This window comes from Aeromonas dhakensis (genome assembly GCF_002285935.1).
GTDB classification, from domain to species: Bacteria; Pseudomonadota; Gammaproteobacteria; order Enterobacterales; family Aeromonadaceae; genus Aeromonas; species Aeromonas dhakensis.
Genome location: NZ_CP023141.1, coordinates 284,455 through 298,634, shown reverse-complemented (window position 1 = coordinate 298,634; position 14,180 = coordinate 284,455). Strand labels below are relative to the sequence as shown.

The following is a 14,180-nucleotide window of genomic DNA, read 5'->3' as shown; positions in this document are numbered from 1 at the left end:
GTCAGGAATTTGAGCTGTTAAGCGGATACGCCCATGATTAGACAAAGAACCTTGAAAACGAGTGTCCAGGCCACCGGTGTCGGCCTGCATTCGGGCCGGAAAGTCACAATGACGTTCCGTCCGGCGCCTGTTAACACAGGGATCGTTTACTTGCGTACCGATCTGAATCCTGTGGTAGAGCTGCCAGCCAATGCCGATCAGGTGCGTGATACCGTGCTTTGTACCGCTCTGGTGAACGAAGCCGGTGTCCGTGTCTCTACCATTGAGCACCTCTCTGCCGCGCTGGCCGGGATGGGCATCGACAACCTCTATGTCGAGGTCGATGCGCCCGAGATCCCGGTAATGGACGGCAGTGCGCACCCCTTTATCTACCTGCTGCAAGAAGTCGGTATCCGTGAACAGAATGCCCCCAAGCAGTTTGTGCGGATCAAGCAGAGCATTCGGGTTGAAGACGGTGACAAGTGGGCGGAATTCCACCCCTATCGCAACGGCTTCAAGATGGATCTCGAGATCGACTTCCAGCATCCGGTATTTGAAGGACGCAATCAGCGTTGCGTGCTGGATTTCTCCGGTGCCTCTTTCGTAAAAGAGATCAGCCGTGCCCGTACCTTCGGCTTCATGCGTGACATCGAGTATCTGCGTTCCCAGAACCTGGCGCTGGGCGGCAGCCTGGAAAACGCCGTGGTGCTGGATGACTACCGGGTACTGAACGAAGATGGTCTGCGCTACGAAGACGAATTCGTCAAACACAAGATGCTGGATGCGATTGGCGATCTGTACATGTGCAATCGCAGCATCATTGGCGAATTCCGTGCCTACAAGACCGGCCATGCCCTGAACAACAAACTGCTGCGTGCCTTGCTGGCCAAGCAGGAGGCCTGGGAACTGGTGACCTTCGAGGGTGAGGGCGACAAAGCGCCTATCGCTTACTACGATAACGGTCTGGTTCTGGCCTGATAGCCGTGCAACGGAACGTCGGTCCTCTCTCCGCACCGACGTTCCGTCATTTGTTTACTCCATTCTGTAATACCGATTATCTCCCGGTTTTATTTTCCGTGTCGGCCCATGGCCACACTTGACCGAGCAGACTGATTTCTATGAGCATTACCCTGATCCTCCACGGTAAGCAGCGACGCAGGTTGCACTTGCCCAAACAACGTCTGGCCTGGGTCGGCGGTATCCTCTTCACTGTATTGGCCCTGGGGGGCGGCTGGCTCTGGCAGAGCTGGCAGCAAAAGATGGACGCGCTGGAAGTGGCGCTGGCCATGGCCGAACAGCAAAAATCCACGCAAGGGGCTGACGAAGCCCGCGAACAGCTTGCCATGCTGGCTGCCCAGGTGGGCACCATGCAGGGGCAGCTGGGTCGACTCAATGCACTCGGAGAGCGGCTGACCGAAAAAGCCGACCTCGACCCCGAGGAGTTCAATTTCAAGGAGCTGCCCCCCATGGGCGGTCCCTCCTATGATGCGGATCTGGAAGTCAGCCTCAACGAGCTGCAGGACTCCATGAAGCATCTCAGCCAACAGCTCAGCAGTCGTGAAGAGCAGCTGTCGGTACTTGAATCTTTCATCATGAATCACCATATAACCGATGCCGGTTTCATCTCCGGGACACCGGTCAAGCAGGAGCGAGTTTGGGTCTCCTCTGGCTTCGGTGGCCGGGTCGATCCGTTCAATGGTCGTGCCAAGATGCACAAAGGGGTGGATTTCCGTGGCAAGCCCGGCACCCCCATCCTGGCAACGGGCCCAGGCGTTGTAAGCTGGGCGGGCCGTCATCCGGAATTTGGCAACATGGTGGAGATCAACCACGGCAATGGTCTGGTGACCCGTTATGCCCACAACTCCAAGTTGCTGGTCGAAGTGGGCACCCTGGTCGATGAGGGCCAGAAAATTGCCTTGATGGGACGCACCGGTCGCGCGACCGGGGTCCATTTGCATTACGAAGTATTGAAAGATGGTCGTCAGGTGGACCCCGCGCGTTTTCTCAATGCCAGACGGGGTTAGGTTTTTTTCTCCAGGTTCCAGTGACGGAACGCTTATATAACCAGAAATAGTTGGTACCCATGATTAGCACACTGCTTACCAAGATTATCGGCAGCCGGAACGACAGAACGCTCAAGGCTTTGCGTAAAATTGTAAAACAGATCAACGCGATGGAGCCACAGTTCGAAGCTCTGTCCGATGCACAGCTGCAGGCCAAGACGGCCGAGTATCGTCAGCGTCTGGAGCAGGGTGAGACGCTGGAGCAGCTGCTGCCGGAGGCCTTTGCCACCGTGCGTGAAGCCTCCCGTCGGGTGTTCGGCATGCGTCATTTCGACGTGCAGCTGATCGGCGGCATGGTGCTGAACTCCAACCGCATCGCCGAAATGAAGACGGGTGAAGGTAAAACCCTCACCGCCACCCTGCCGGCCTACCTGAATGCCCTGAGCGGCCGCGGCGTGCACGTGGTGACGGTGAACGACTATCTGGCCAAGCGTGACGCCGAGGCGAACCGCCCGCTGTTCGCATTCCTCGGCATGACCGTCGACTGCAACGTGCCCGGCATGGATGCGTCCCAGAAGCGCGACGCCTACGCCGCCGACATCACCTACGGTACCAACAACGAATTCGGTTTCGACTACCTGCGCGACAACATGGCGTTCTCGCCCGAGCAGCGCGTGCAGCGTCCGCTCAACTACGCGCTGGTGGATGAGGTGGACTCGGTGCTCATCGATGAAGCCCGGACCCCGCTCATCATCTCCGGCCCGGCCGAAGACAGTTCCGAGCTCTACATCCGCGTCAACAAGCTGATCCCGCTGCTGGTCAAGCAGGACAAGGAAGATTCCGAAGAGTACACCGGCGACGGCCACTACACGGTGGACGAGAAGAACCGCCAGGCGCTGCTGACCGAGAACGGCCAGATCTTCGTCGAAGAGCTGCTCAAGAAAGAGGGGCTGCTGGCCGAGGACGACTCCCTGTTCTCCGCCACCAACATCAGCCTGCTGCACCACGTCAACGCCGGCCTGCGTGCCCACACCCTGTTTGAGCGCAACGTGGACTACATAGTCCAGAAGGACGAGATCGTCATCGTCGACGAGCACACCGGCCGTACCATGCCGGGTCGTCGCTGGTCCGACGGTCTGCACCAGGCGGTCGAGGCGAAGGAAGGGGTCAAGATCCAGAACGAGAACCAGACACTGGCCTCCATCACCTTCCAGAACTACTTCCGTCTGTACGACAAGCTGGCGGGCATGACGGGTACTGCCGATACTGAAGCCTTTGAATTCCAGCAGATTTATGGCCTGGATACCGTGGTTATCCCGACCAACAAGCCGATGGTGCGCAAGGACATGGGCGATCTGGTCTACCTGACCGCCAACGAGAAGTATGCCGCCATCATCGAAGACATTCGCGGTTGCGTCGAACGCGGCCAGCCGGTGCTGGTCGGTACCGTCTCCATCGAGAACTCCGAGCTGCTCTCCGGCATCCTGACCAAGGAGAAGATCCCGCACAAGGTGCTGAACGCCAAGTTCCACGCCATGGAAGCTGAGATCGTCGCCCAGGCCGGTCAGACCGGCGCCGTCACCATCGCCACCAACATGGCCGGTCGTGGTACCGACATAGTGCTGGGTGGCAACTGGCAAGCGGAAATCGCCCAGCTGGAGAACCCGACCGAAGAGCAGATCGCCGAGCTGAAGGCCGCCTGGCAGGTGCGTCACGATGCGGTGCTGGCCGCCGGTGGTCTGCACATTATCGGTACCGAGCGTCACGAGTCCCGTCGTATCGACAACCAGCTGCGCGGCCGTTCCGGTCGTCAGGGTGACCCGGGCTCCTCCCGCTTCTACCTCTCCATGGAAGATACCCTGATGCGGATCTTCGCCTCCGATCGCGTGACCGGCATGATGAAGAAGCTGGGCATGGAAGAGGGTGAAGCCATCGAGCACCCCTGGGTGACCAAGGCCATCGAGAACGCCCAGCGCAAGGTGGAAGGTCGCAACTTCGACATCCGCAAGAGCCTGCTGGAGTTTGACGACGTGGCCAACGACCAGCGCAAGGTGGTCTATGAGCAGCGCAACGAGCTGCTGGACACCAGCGACATCTCCGAGACCATCCACGTCATCCGTGACGACGTCTACGGCGCCATCATCGACGAGTACATTCCGCCCCAGTCTCTGGAAGAGATGTGGGACGTGCCGGGTCTGGAAGCCCGCCTGAAGTCCGACTTCGCCCTCGATCTGCCGCTGCAGCAGTGGCTGGCGGAAGACGACAAGCTGTATGAAGAGAAGCTGCGCGAGCGCATTCTGGATGAAGCCACCAAGCTCTATGCCCACAAGGAAGAGCTGGTCGGTAAAGAGGTGCTGCGCAACTTCGAGAAGGCGGTCATGCTGCAGACCCTGGACGGCCTGTGGAAAGAGCATCTGGCGGCCATGGATCACCTGCGTCAGGGCATCCATCTGCGCGGTTACGCCCAGAAGAACCCCAAGCAGGAGTACAAGCGCGAATCCTTCGATCTGTTCACCCAGATGCTGGAGACCCTCAAACGCGACGTGGTCAGCATCCTGAGCCGGGTACAGGTACAGGAGCGCGACGTGGAGGCGATGGAAGAGCAGCAGCGCCAGCAGGCCGAGGCCGCTCCCCGTACCTACACCCACGCGACGGCCGACAACCAGCTGGCCGATGAAGAGCAGGCCGAAGCGGGCCCGGTCACCTTCGTGCGGGACGAGCAGAAGGTGGGGCGCAACGATCCCTGCCCCTGCGGCTCCGGCAAGAAATACAAGCACTGCCACGGTCAGTTGACCTGATAGCGCCATGACCATGAATGCACCGCCTCCGGGCGGTGCATTCATTTCTGGCAAGGGAGGAGAAGCGTCATGAGCAAGATGCCGACGGGCTGGGATGCCGCGGCCCACACCAGCTGGCTGGCCGGCCAGCGTCAGGTTGCCATCCAGCAACTGCTGGCGAGGCTCAATGCCAGCGCGGTCAAGCCGGTGGCTCTGCAGCTGCAGTTTGCCTATTACCTCTTTTTGTGCGGTGACCCGGCGTCGGCGGCCCAGGTACTGGAGATGGCTCACAAGGCCGAACCTGGCAACGACGAGGTGCTGCGCAACCTCTGCTCTTGTCTGTCACGGTCCGGTCAATATGAACAGGCGGTGGCGCGGCTGCAGACCCTGTTGCAGCGTCTCCCCGACGACTTCCATGCGCTGGATGCCCTCTGCGCCTCGCTGGCCAAGTTGGAGCGCCACGCCGAGGCTGCCCTGGCGGGAACCCGCTCGCTGGAGCTAAAGGCACGGGTGAGCGACAAGGCGCCGTCAGACTGGACTCTGCCGGCAGTCGCACCGTCGGCCTGGCTGTCGGCAGACAAACAGGATGTCATCGCCTTCTCGCTGTGGGGTAGTGCCCCTCGCTACCTGCGGGGCGCCATCGACAATGTGCTGGCGGCCGCCTATCTCTATCCGGGTTGGCGGGTGCGTTTCTACGTGGATGAGAGCGTGCCTGCCGAGCTGCTCGCTGCGCTGCGCGAACTGGGGGCCGAGCTGTTGCTGCAACCCGCCGGTCAATCTTTGCGTCGGCGCCTCTGCTGGCGCTTTCAGGTAGCCAACGATCCGCGGGTGGGACGCTTTCTGGTGCGGGATGTGGATTCGGTACCGGGTGTACGCGAGCGGCTGGCGGTACAGGAGTGGCTTGCATCGACGCGCTGGTTTCATATCATGCGCGACTGGTGGAGTCATACCGATCTGGTGCTGGCGGGTATGTGGGGTGGGGTGGCTGGTGTGTTGCCGCCACTGGCGCCCCTGCTCGAAGCCTATCAGCCGGACGTCATGGAGACGCCGAATATCGACCAGTGGTTTTTGCGCGACCGACTCTGGGGTTATCTCTCGCAGAGCTGTCTGGTGCATGACCGCTGCTTCACGCCGTCTGGCGCCGCCCCCTGGCCGCAGCCTGTCCCTGACGGGAGCGAGCATGTGGGGCAGGATATCTTTACGGCACAAGGGGAGTTGCAGGCCCGCCGGCTGGCACCCTGGATTGCCCGTTTGCCATGTTTACGCTGAGGACAATGATGGAACAGAAGAAACGGATCTGGGTGGCGGTTGGCGTCATCGAGAACGAACGGGGCGACATCTTCATCGCCAGACGCTCCGCCGATCGTCATCAGGGGGATCGCTGGGAATTCCCCGGCGGCAAGGTGGAGGCCGGAGAGGATCTGCTCACCGCGTTGGACAGGGAGCTGTGGGAAGAGATCGGGATCCGGGTACAGGATTGTGCTCCCTTCATGGAGCTGCATCACGACTACCCGGACAAGCAGGTACTGCTGGATATCTGGAGGGTGACCCGCTTCAGCGGCGAGCCGTTTGGCAAGGAGGGGCAGGAGTGTCGCTGGGTGCCGCTGGCCTCGCTGCATGAGTATCACTTCCCCGACGCCAATGGCCCGATCGTGACGCGCCTGCAGGCATCGCTGGCCGCACAGGGCTGATGTGAGCCGCAGTGCATACCAAAATAAAAAGGGCCGTATCGGCCCTTTTTGCTTGTTGGCTTACTGCCACTGCTCCCCTTCTTCGGGATAGGGCAGCAGCTCGGGATCCACTTCACCCGGGATGCACTTCTGCTCGTCGGCCCACTCGCCGAGATCGATCAGCTGGCAGCGCTTGCTGCAAAACGGGCGAAACGGGCTCTGCGGGCCCCACTCCAGCTCGGTCTGGCAGGTCGGACACTTTACCTTGGTCACCATGGATGCTCCTTAGCAGCAGGCCAGCTGGAAGGGCACGTCACCGATTTGCTGCTCTGCGGTCGGCAAAAAGCGCAGGGCAAACCGGTTCTTGTGGCCGCTCAGGGTCGGGTAGCACTGTTGGGTGCCGCTCAGGCGAATGCGGATCAGCTCGGCACTCTCGGCGGTATCCTGGAAGAAGCCGTTGACGGCCACCTGTTCGCTGAAGTTGCCGGATTCACGCCACAGGCGCAGCAGCAGGGAGATGGCGTTCATCAACAGGTTGATGTCGCTCAGCCACAGCTGCATCTGCTGATGGCGCGTGATGGCCGGGGTGGCGAGCCAGTGGTGTAGTTGCGGCACGTCGAAGGCACAGAGCCCACCCGGGATGGAGAAGCGCTGGCGGATGGAGCCAAGCAGCCGGTCTTCTTTCAGGCGGGCACCGGGACGCGGTGCACTCAGCAAGTTGCGGGAGAGCTGGGTGCTCTCCTGCTGCATCAGGTTGATCTGCTCCAGGTCGACGTCTGGCAGGCTGGCCCAGTGGCTCAGGCGCTGGCTGAGGCGCTCCAGGTCTTTAATCAGGTCGGCACGCAGGTCACCGCGTTCCAGCAACTCCTGCAGGTCGAACAGGCCCTTGAAAAAGGCGATGTGTGCCCAGGGCTGGTCGCTCTCCAGATTGTCGCGGATCTGGGAAAACAGGGACTCCAGACGAAGATAGGTCCGGCTTTTTTCATTGAGGGGAAAATCGTAAATCATGCCTAATCCTGGCCAGCCATAAACCGGCCTAGTGTACTCACAGTTGGCGGGCTTGTTGAGAGGCAAATGCCAGATATGTCTCGTGCAGCGCGAAAATTCGGCTCTTTATTGCCTCGGGCGTGCCGTTCTGGTTGTCCAGCACATCGTCGGCTGCCGCCAGCCGCTCGGTCCGGCTCGCCTGGGCGGCCAGGATGGCCTCAGCCTGCTCCCTGCTCACGCCGTCCCGGCGACAGGTGCGCTCAATCTGGGTCGCTTCGTCCACGTCGATCACCAGTACCCGGTTGGCCAGTGCGGTGAGCCGGTTTTCCACCAGCAGGGGCACCACCAGCAGGCAATAGGGGGAGCGCGCGGCCGCGCACTGGCGCTGCATCTCGCTGCGAATGAGGGGATGGAGCAGGGCGTTGAGCCAGCCCTTGGCCTGCGGGTCAGTGAAGACCCGCTCACGCAGCTGGCGGCGATCGAGCCGGCCATCCGAGGCGATGACGTCTGCGCCAAAATGGGCGGCAATGGCCGCCAGGGCCGGGGAACCGGGCTCCACTACCTCGCGGGCAATGATGTCCGCATCCACTACTTCGATGCCCAGCTCGGCAAACTGATTGGCAACCGTGGTCTTGCCGCTGCCAATCCCGCCGGTAATTGCGACTACATACATGGGTCAGTGCTGCCTTTGATCAGAGAAACGTCGTGAGGTACCAGCGGGTGATGGTATCGCCCCACAGCAGCGCGATCCAGCCGGCGATCGCCAGGTAGGGCCCGAAGGGGATGGGTTTGCCCTGATGATGGTTGCGCAGCAGGATGAGACTTATCCCTATGATGGCGCCGACCAGGGAGGAAAGCAGCAGCACGATGGGCAGGGCCTGCCAGCCCAGCCAGGCCCCCAGCGCCGCCAGCAGCTTGAAGTCGCCGTAGCCCATCCCTTCCTTGCCGGTCAGCAGCTTGAAGGCCCAGTAGAGGCTCCAGAGCACCAGATAGCCCGCCATGGCACCGATCACCGCATCGGCCAGCGGAACGAATCCCCCTGCCAGATTGAACAGCAGGCCGCCCCACAGCAATGGCAGGGTCAGCTGATCCGGCAGCAGCATCTTGTCCAGATCGATGAAAGTGAGCGCCACCAGCCCCCAGGTGAGCAGCAGGGCGGCCAGCAAAGCCCAGCCCGGTGGGAATGTTGCGGCGACGACCAGCGAGAGCAGGGCTGTCAGCAGCTCCACCAGCGGATAACGGGCCGAGATGGGGGCCTGACATTCACGGCAGCGACCCTTGAGCCAGAGCCAGCTGAGTAGGGGGATATTCTCCATGGCCGTGATGGCGTGGCCGCAATGGGGGCAGGCAGAACGCGGCACCATCAGGTTGTAGCGTTCTTCCTGCTGCAGTTGTGTCTCTGGGTTGAAATAGCTGAGGTATTCGGCCTGCCACTCCCGTTCCAGCATGATGGGCAGGCGATGGATCACCACGTTGAGAAAACTGCCGATCATCAGGGAGAAGAGGAATACCAGCGAAAAATAGAGCCAGGGCAGGCTGTGAAAAACGTCAGTGATCAGCAACATCGGGTTCCGGATTGGTTGGGGGTCAGTGGATGACCGACCCCAGTTTGAAGATGGGCAGGTACATGGCGACCACCATGCCGCCGACCAGTACCCCCAGCACCACCATGATGAGAGGTTCCAGCAGGCTGGTGAGGCCGTCGACCAGATCGTCCACCTCCTGTTCGAAGATGGTGGCGACCTTGGAGAGCATATCATCGATGGCGCCTGACTCCTCGCCAATCATCACCATCTGAATCACCATGTCGGGGAAGAGATCGACGGTGCGCATGGCCACGTTGATCTGCATGCCAGCCACCACCTCGTTACGAATGGCCATGACGGCGGTGCGATAGACATAGTTGCCGGAGGCACCAGCGGCGGAGATCAGGGCATCCACCAGCGGGATACCGGCAGAAAAGGTGGTGGAGAGGGTGCGGGCGAAGCGGGCCATGGCGGCCTTGTGCAATATCATGCCGACCACCGGGATGGTCAGAATGAACTTGTCGGTGTTGTCTCTGACTTTCTGCGAGGCACGCCAGGCTCGCACGTAGAGGAAGATGGCGAGTGCAACCCCGCCAAAGATCATATACCACCAGTTCTGCATGAAGCGGGAGATGCCGATGACGAACTGGGTAAAGGCGGGCAGTTCGGCGCCGAAGCTCTTGAAGATGTCCTCAAACTGCGGAATGACGAACAGCAGCAGAATGGAGGTGACGACAATGGCGACCAAGATGACCATGGTGGGGTAGAACATGGCCTTCTTGATCTTGGATTTGAGCGCTTCGGACTTTTCGCGATAAGTCGCGATGCGGTCGTAGATGGTCTCCAGGGCGCCGGACTGCTCGCCCGCCTCGACCAGGTCGCAATAGAGATCATCGAAGTGGCGGGGATGGCGGCGCAGCGCCTCGGACATGGGGGTACCGGTCTCCACATCGGCGGCTATCTGACCCATCAGCTCGCGCATGGCCGCTTTCTCGTGGCTGCGAGCGATGATCTGCAGGCTCTGGACCAGAGGTACGCCGGCTGACAGCATGGTGGTGATCTGGCGGGAGACGACGGCAATGTCCATCGGCTTGATCTTGGCGCCGCCCTTGGAGAAGAGTCCCTGGCTCTTCTTGCTCACCTTGGTGACGTTGACGCCCTGCTTGCGCAGCTCGGCCTTGACCGTATTGATGCTGTCGGCCTGCAGCTCGCCTGAGACCTTCTGGCCCTTGCGGTTCACCCCGCTCCAGCGAAAGGCGAAGACTTTCTTGGGGGCATTCTGTTTCTGGGTTAGCGTTGCCATCACTGCGTCCTGCAATGGGGCCCGGTTTGCTCGTCGCTAAGAGAAGCAACCTCGGCCTGATGGAAATCGCCAGGGCCGGCGGCACCTGGATGAATCGGCTGAGCGATAGACTCTGTCAGTTGGTTGTTACCCGGTTTATCTCGGCCAGGCTGGTCACCCCCAGTCGGGCCTTCTCAAGACCGGAGGTGCGCAAGGTCCGCATGCCCTCCTTCTGGGCAATGGCCGCAATCTGCATGGAATTGGCTCCCTGCATGATCAATTTTGCAATATTTTCTGACATCAACAGGATCTCGTAGATGCCGACCCGTCCCTTGTAGCCGCCAGAACACTCCTTGCAGCCAACCGGCTTGAACAGCCGCAAGCCTGCTGCCAGTTGCTGTTGGGTGAACCCCAACTCCAGCAGTTCAGCCTCCGGCACCACCTCGGGGGCCTTGCAGTGGTCGCACAGCTTGCGTGCCAGTCGCTGGGCCATGATCAGGGTAACCGAGGAGGCGATGTTGAAGGCGGGTACTCCCATGTTCATCATCCGGGTCAGCGTCTCGGCCGCCGAGTTGGTGTGCAATGTGGAGAGCACCAGGTGGCCGGTTTGCGCCGCCTTGATGGCGATCTCGGCGGTTTCAAGATCCCGTATTTCCCCGACCATCACCACATCGGGATCCTGGCGCAGAAAGGAGCGCAGGGCACTGGCGAAGGTCAGCCCAGCCTTGGGGTTGACCTGCACCTGATTGACCCCAGGCAGGTTGATTTCCACCGGGTCTTCGGCGGTCGAAATATTCACTTCTGTGGTGTTGAGAATGTTCAGGCCGGTGTAGAGCGACACCGTCTTGCCCGAGCCGGTCGGGCCGGTCACCAGGATCATGCCCTGAGGCTTCGAGAGCGCACGCAGATATTGCGCCTTCTGCCGATCGTCGAAGCCGAGCTGCTCGATATTGAGGCGCGCAGCGGAAGAGTCGAGCAGACGGATAACGATCTTCTCGCCCCACATGGTGGGCAGAGTGTTGACCCGCATATCCATCGACTTGTTGCGCGACATCTTCAATTTGATGCGGCCATCCTGGGGCAGCCGTCGTTCGGCGATGTCCAGGCGCGCCATCACCTTGAGGCGGGCCGAGAAGCGGTTGGCCAGATTGACCGGCGGCGTCGCTACCTCATGCAGGATCCCGTCTATCCGAAAGCGAATACGGTACTTGGTCTCATAGGGCTCGAAGTGGAGGTCGGATGCACCGCGCTTGATGGCATCCATCATGATCTTGTTGATGTATTTGACGATGGGGGCGTCATCGTCCGCCGTGTTGACGCTCTCGTCGAGTCGTGACCCCTCGTCAGACACCTCCAGCTCGGAGATCTCGGATTCGTCGATGTCCTCCATGCCGAGGGCGTCCTGATCGCTCTCCATCAGCTTGCTGATGGCGGCGGTCAGCTTGTTCTCTTCGACCAGCAGGGCCTCGGTGTGCAGCCCGAAGCTGAAACCAAAATCCTCCAGTGCCGACACATTGGTCGGGTCGGACATGGCGATATAGAGGGTGTGGCCCTGGGTGTAGATGGGCAGTACATGGTGTTTCTCAATCAGCTTCTGATTGAGGTACTTCTGCGGGATCTCGGCCAGGTCGAAGGCGGCAAGATCCAGCAGAGGTACCCCATATTCCAGCTCGCAGAAGTCGGCCAGCGCCTTGCTGTCGAGGATTTCGTTCTCGATCAGAAAGGTCACAAAGGGCTTGCGCTGCGCCTTGGCCTGGCTCAGATAGCGCTGTGAGTCGGACTCACTGAGCAGGGAAGAAGCGGCCAGGCTTAACGCCAGGCCGCTATGGGGGCTAGAGGTCATACCGATTTAGCAAATACCGTCAGCAACACAGGTGCCAGTTTTCGCCCACGTTAGCTTGCCCGATGCTTGTAAAGTGGGAGTAAGGATATACGTATATGCAGCAGGTGTAGCTTGGTTATCTAGAATACCATTAGCTGTTGCAGTGATTGCTGCTGTTGTTGCATCTAAAGCAATACTACCAACGAAACCTTCGTTGGCAGCTGGTAATGCTGGAATACCATTGGTACTAGCAGTACCACACTGTGCAATCGTATTACCATTTTGTACGCAGAGTTCAATGGCGGTTTTGTATGGCCCTGTAGCCGCAACAACCTCTGAGAATCTGGCTTTTTTGGTATAAGTCTGATACGCCGGCAGCGCAATGGCGGCCAAGATGGCGACGATCGCGACCACGATCATCAATTCGATAAGGGTAAAGCCTGATTGTTTCTTCATTTCAAATATCCTTTTTGTCCTTGGTTCCTGGGAAGTGCCGGTGGAAAACTATCCACACGTCAGTATCTTATCCGAGCTGTCCGACTTGGCAACAGAGGTCGGGGTCTTTGTTAACAATCTTTCTGTCATTTGCGAAAAATTTGATATAAATCATGGATGAAGAGCCCCTATCGACTCTTTTTAGCTGGCGGGGATGGGTCCATCTCACACTCCTTTGCCGAGGGATCCTGCCTTAAAGAAAAGGCGCCCATGGCGCCTTTTGCAAGTCCTTCATCTTGTTATATGTCACCGGCCCGACGGGGCATGGTGAACGCCCTTCGGTTAGATAAAACGCATCGAGAGGTCCAGGGCTCGCACATGTTTGGTCAGGGCACCGACCGAGATGAAGTCGACACCGGTAGCCGCATATTCGGCCAGGGTGTCCAGCGTGACGTTGCCGGAGACCTCCAGCTTGGCCCGCTCCTGATTAAGAGCAACGGCCTCGCGCATCATGGGTACGTCGAAGTTGTCCAGCATTACTATGTCTGCCTGGGCTGCCAGTGCCTGTTCCAGTTCTACCAGCGATTCGACCTCGACTTCCACCGGTTTGCCAGGATTGAGCCGGCGAGCCTCGGCAATAGCCTGCGCTATGCCACCACAGGCGAGAATATGGTTCTCCTTGATGAGATAGGCGTCATAGAGGCCGATGCGGTGATTCTTGCCACCGCCGCAGGTGACCGCATACTTCTGGGCGCTGCGAAGGCCGGGCAGGGTCTTGCGGGTGTCGAGCAGGCGGCAATCTGTGCCTGCCAGCTCGGCCACGTAGCGGGCGGTGAGGGTGGCGACGCCGGAGAGGGTCTGCACGAAGTTCAGCGCATTGCGCTCGCCGGTCAGCAGGGTGCGAGCCGGGCCGTGCAGACGGAACAGCTCCTGATTGGGGGTGAGCACTTCACCATCCTGCACCAGCCACTCCACCTGCACATCGCCACCAAGCTGGGTGAATACCTCGTCTACCCAGGGTTGGCCGCAGAAGACGCCGGCTTCGCGGGTGATGACTCGGGCCGTCGAGATGCGATCCGCCGGGATCAGCTGGGCCGTGATATCGGCGCTGGCATCCGGTTGGTCCAGCGCGGTGAGGGCGTCGCCCAAGTCTTCGAGTAATGCGGCGCGCACGGCGCGACGGATGTCCTGTTGTAGCATGCCTTTATTCCTGCAAAGGTCTGAGCAGCAACTGCCGCTCCTTTTGAACCAGCTCCAGCCGGCCGAGGGCATTCATGCCTACCAGCACCTCGTCGCCAGCCGCCGCCGGGTTGATAAAGATGGCCAGATCGTACAAGGTCAATGGTCCCATCGCCAGCGTTTCGATGGTGCCGTTGCCGACCCGGATAAACCCGGCTGCCGTATTCACCTGGCTGCTGCCGTGGGCGGTCAGGCCGAGCCGCTCGGCGACCCGTTGTGGCACTGTGATGCGCGTTGCGCCGGTATCGAGCAGCAGTTGCACCGGCTGGCCGTTGATGGCACCCTCCAGTCGATAGTGGCCGCTCTGGTCGGCCCTCAGCAGGAGTTCGCCGCTGGCGGTGACGCTCTGTTGGGTGCGGGAGTGGAAGTAGAGGGTCAGCAGGCCCATCAAAGAGAGCCAGGCCAGTAGCCAGAACCAGCGCGCCGTTTGCTGCATACCTCATCCATATCGAGCCAAAGA

14 protein-coding genes are annotated in these 14,180 nt (G+C 60.2%); 5 read left to right on the top strand and 9 right to left on the bottom strand.

Going from position 1 to position 14,180, the window contains the following annotated elements; genetic code table 11:
- The first annotated feature begins 33 nt into the window (after positions 1-33).
- From lpxC to mutT, 5 genes are all read left to right on the top strand, one after another.
- Positions 34-957, top strand: coding sequence for a UDP-3-O-acyl-N-acetylglucosamine deacetylase (gene lpxC / locus CK627_RS01635; RefSeq protein ID WP_011707578.1), 924 nt, complete (start codon positions 34-36; stop codon positions 955-957).
- Positions 958-1,097: 140 nt separating this feature from the next.
- On the top strand, positions 1,098-2,003 hold the full coding sequence (locus CK627_RS01630) for a M23 family metallopeptidase (RefSeq protein WP_005305673.1): 906 nt from the start codon (positions 1,098-1,100) through the stop codon (positions 2,001-2,003).
- A gap of 59 nt (positions 2,004-2,062) precedes the next feature.
- Positions 2,063-4,780: a preprotein translocase subunit SecA gene (gene secA, locus CK627_RS01625; RefSeq protein ID WP_024943105.1), complete on the top strand. Its 2,718-nt coding sequence runs from the start codon at positions 2,063-2,065 to the stop codon at positions 4,778-4,780.
- A 69-nt stretch (positions 4,781-4,849) separates the two neighbouring features.
- Entirely contained in the window at positions 4,850-6,028 is a 1,179-nt protein-coding gene (locus CK627_RS01620) for a tetratricopeptide repeat protein (protein ID WP_095591548.1), read from the top strand.
- 8 nt (positions 6,029-6,036) lie between these two features.
- Positions 6,037-6,450 (top strand): 8-oxo-dGTP diphosphatase MutT, encoded by a 414-nt coding sequence (gene mutT, locus CK627_RS01615; protein WP_026141640.1) that lies wholly within the window; start codon positions 6,037-6,039, stop codon positions 6,448-6,450.
- Positions 6,451-6,510: 60 nt separating this feature from the next.
- Here mutT and yacG read toward each other — a convergent pair whose 3' ends face one another.
- The 9 genes from yacG to CK627_RS01565 all read right to left on the bottom strand — a co-directional run bounded on the left by yacG (position 6,511) and on the right by CK627_RS01565 (position 14,156).
- On the bottom strand, positions 6,511-6,705 hold the full coding sequence (yacG, locus tag CK627_RS01610; protein ID WP_017782442.1) for a DNA gyrase inhibitor YacG: 195 nt from the start codon (positions 6,703-6,705) through the stop codon (positions 6,511-6,513).
- A 9-nt stretch (positions 6,706-6,714) separates the two neighbouring features.
- Positions 6,715-7,437 carry a cell division protein ZapD gene (gene zapD, locus CK627_RS01605; protein WP_026141277.1) on the bottom strand — a complete coding sequence of 241 codons (723 nt, stop codon included), beginning with the start codon at positions 7,435-7,437 and terminating at the stop codon, positions 6,715-6,717.
- A gap of 37 nt (positions 7,438-7,474) precedes the next feature.
- Complete coding sequence (coaE, locus tag CK627_RS01600; protein ID WP_005305656.1) at positions 7,475-8,089, bottom strand: dephospho-CoA kinase; 615 nt, start codon at positions 8,087-8,089, stop codon at positions 7,475-7,477.
- Positions 8,090-8,108: 19 nt separating this feature from the next.
- A complete protein-coding gene (locus CK627_RS01595; RefSeq protein ID WP_095591547.1) occupies positions 8,109-8,981 on the bottom strand; it encodes a prepilin peptidase in 873 nt (290 codons plus the stop codon).
- A gap of 22 nt (positions 8,982-9,003) precedes the next feature.
- On the bottom strand, positions 9,004-10,245 hold the full coding sequence (locus tag CK627_RS01590) for a type II secretion system F family protein (RefSeq protein WP_005305649.1): 1,242 nt from the start codon (positions 10,243-10,245) through the stop codon (positions 9,004-9,006).
- A 115-nt stretch (positions 10,246-10,360) separates the two neighbouring features.
- Positions 10,361-12,067, bottom strand: coding sequence for a PilB family type IVa pilus assembly ATPase TapB (tapB, locus tag CK627_RS01585; RefSeq protein WP_024943110.1), 1,707 nt, complete (start codon positions 12,065-12,067; stop codon positions 10,361-10,363).
- A gap of 6 nt (positions 12,068-12,073) precedes the next feature.
- Positions 12,074-12,502 carry a type IVa pilus major pilin TapA gene (tapA, locus tag CK627_RS01580; RefSeq protein WP_041204773.1) on the bottom strand — a complete coding sequence of 143 codons (429 nt, stop codon included), beginning with the start codon at positions 12,500-12,502 and terminating at the stop codon, positions 12,074-12,076.
- Positions 12,503-12,823: 321 nt separating this feature from the next.
- Positions 12,824-13,681: a carboxylating nicotinate-nucleotide diphosphorylase gene (nadC, locus tag CK627_RS01570; RefSeq protein WP_095591546.1), complete on the bottom strand. Its 858-nt coding sequence runs from the start codon at positions 13,679-13,681 to the stop codon at positions 12,824-12,826.
- A gap of 4 nt (positions 13,682-13,685) precedes the next feature.
- Positions 13,686-14,156 carry a retropepsin-like aspartic protease family protein gene (locus CK627_RS01565; protein WP_095591545.1) on the bottom strand — a complete coding sequence of 157 codons (471 nt, stop codon included), beginning with the start codon at positions 14,154-14,156 and terminating at the stop codon, positions 13,686-13,688.
- Between the last annotated feature and the right edge of the window lie 24 nt (positions 14,157-14,180).

Bases quoted from the DNA above. Each gene is read 5' to 3' on its own strand.
- lpxC (WP_011707578.1), top strand. From the start codon at position 34: ATGATTAGACAAAGAACCTTGAAAACGAGTGTCCAGGCCACCGGTGTC.
- CK627_RS01630 (WP_005305673.1), top strand. From the start codon at position 1,098: ATGAGCATTACCCTGATCCTCCACGGTAAGCAGCGACGCAGGTTGCAC.
- secA (WP_024943105.1), top strand. From the start codon at position 2,063: ATGATTAGCACACTGCTTACCAAGATTATCGGCAGCCGGAACGACAGA.
- CK627_RS01620 (WP_095591548.1), top strand. From the start codon at position 4,850: ATGAGCAAGATGCCGACGGGCTGGGATGCCGCGGCCCACACCAGCTGG.
- mutT (WP_026141640.1), top strand. From the start codon at position 6,037: ATGGAACAGAAGAAACGGATCTGGGTGGCGGTTGGCGTCATCGAGAAC.
- yacG (WP_017782442.1), bottom strand. From the start codon at position 6,705: ATGGTGACCAAGGTAAAGTGTCCGACCTGCCAGACCGAGCTGGAGTGG.
- zapD (WP_026141277.1), bottom strand. From the start codon at position 7,437: ATGATTTACGATTTTCCCCTCAATGAAAAAAGCCGGACCTATCTTCGT.
- coaE (WP_005305656.1), bottom strand. From the start codon at position 8,089: ATGTATGTAGTCGCAATTACCGGCGGGATTGGCAGCGGCAAGACCACG.
- CK627_RS01595 (WP_095591547.1), bottom strand. From the start codon at position 8,981: ATGTTGCTGATCACTGACGTTTTTCACAGCCTGCCCTGGCTCTATTTT.
- CK627_RS01590 (WP_005305649.1), bottom strand. From the start codon at position 10,245: ATGGCAACGCTAACCCAGAAACAGAATGCCCCCAAGAAAGTCTTCGCC.
- tapB (WP_024943110.1), bottom strand. From the start codon at position 12,067: ATGACCTCTAGCCCCCATAGCGGCCTGGCGTTAAGCCTGGCCGCTTCT.
- tapA (WP_041204773.1), bottom strand. From the start codon at position 12,502: ATGAAGAAACAATCAGGCTTTACCCTTATCGAATTGATGATCGTGGTC.
- nadC (WP_095591546.1), bottom strand. From the start codon at position 13,681: ATGCTACAACAGGACATCCGTCGCGCCGTGCGCGCCGCATTACTCGAA.
- CK627_RS01565 (WP_095591545.1), bottom strand. From the start codon at position 14,156: ATGCAGCAAACGGCGCGCTGGTTCTGGCTACTGGCCTGGCTCTCTTTG.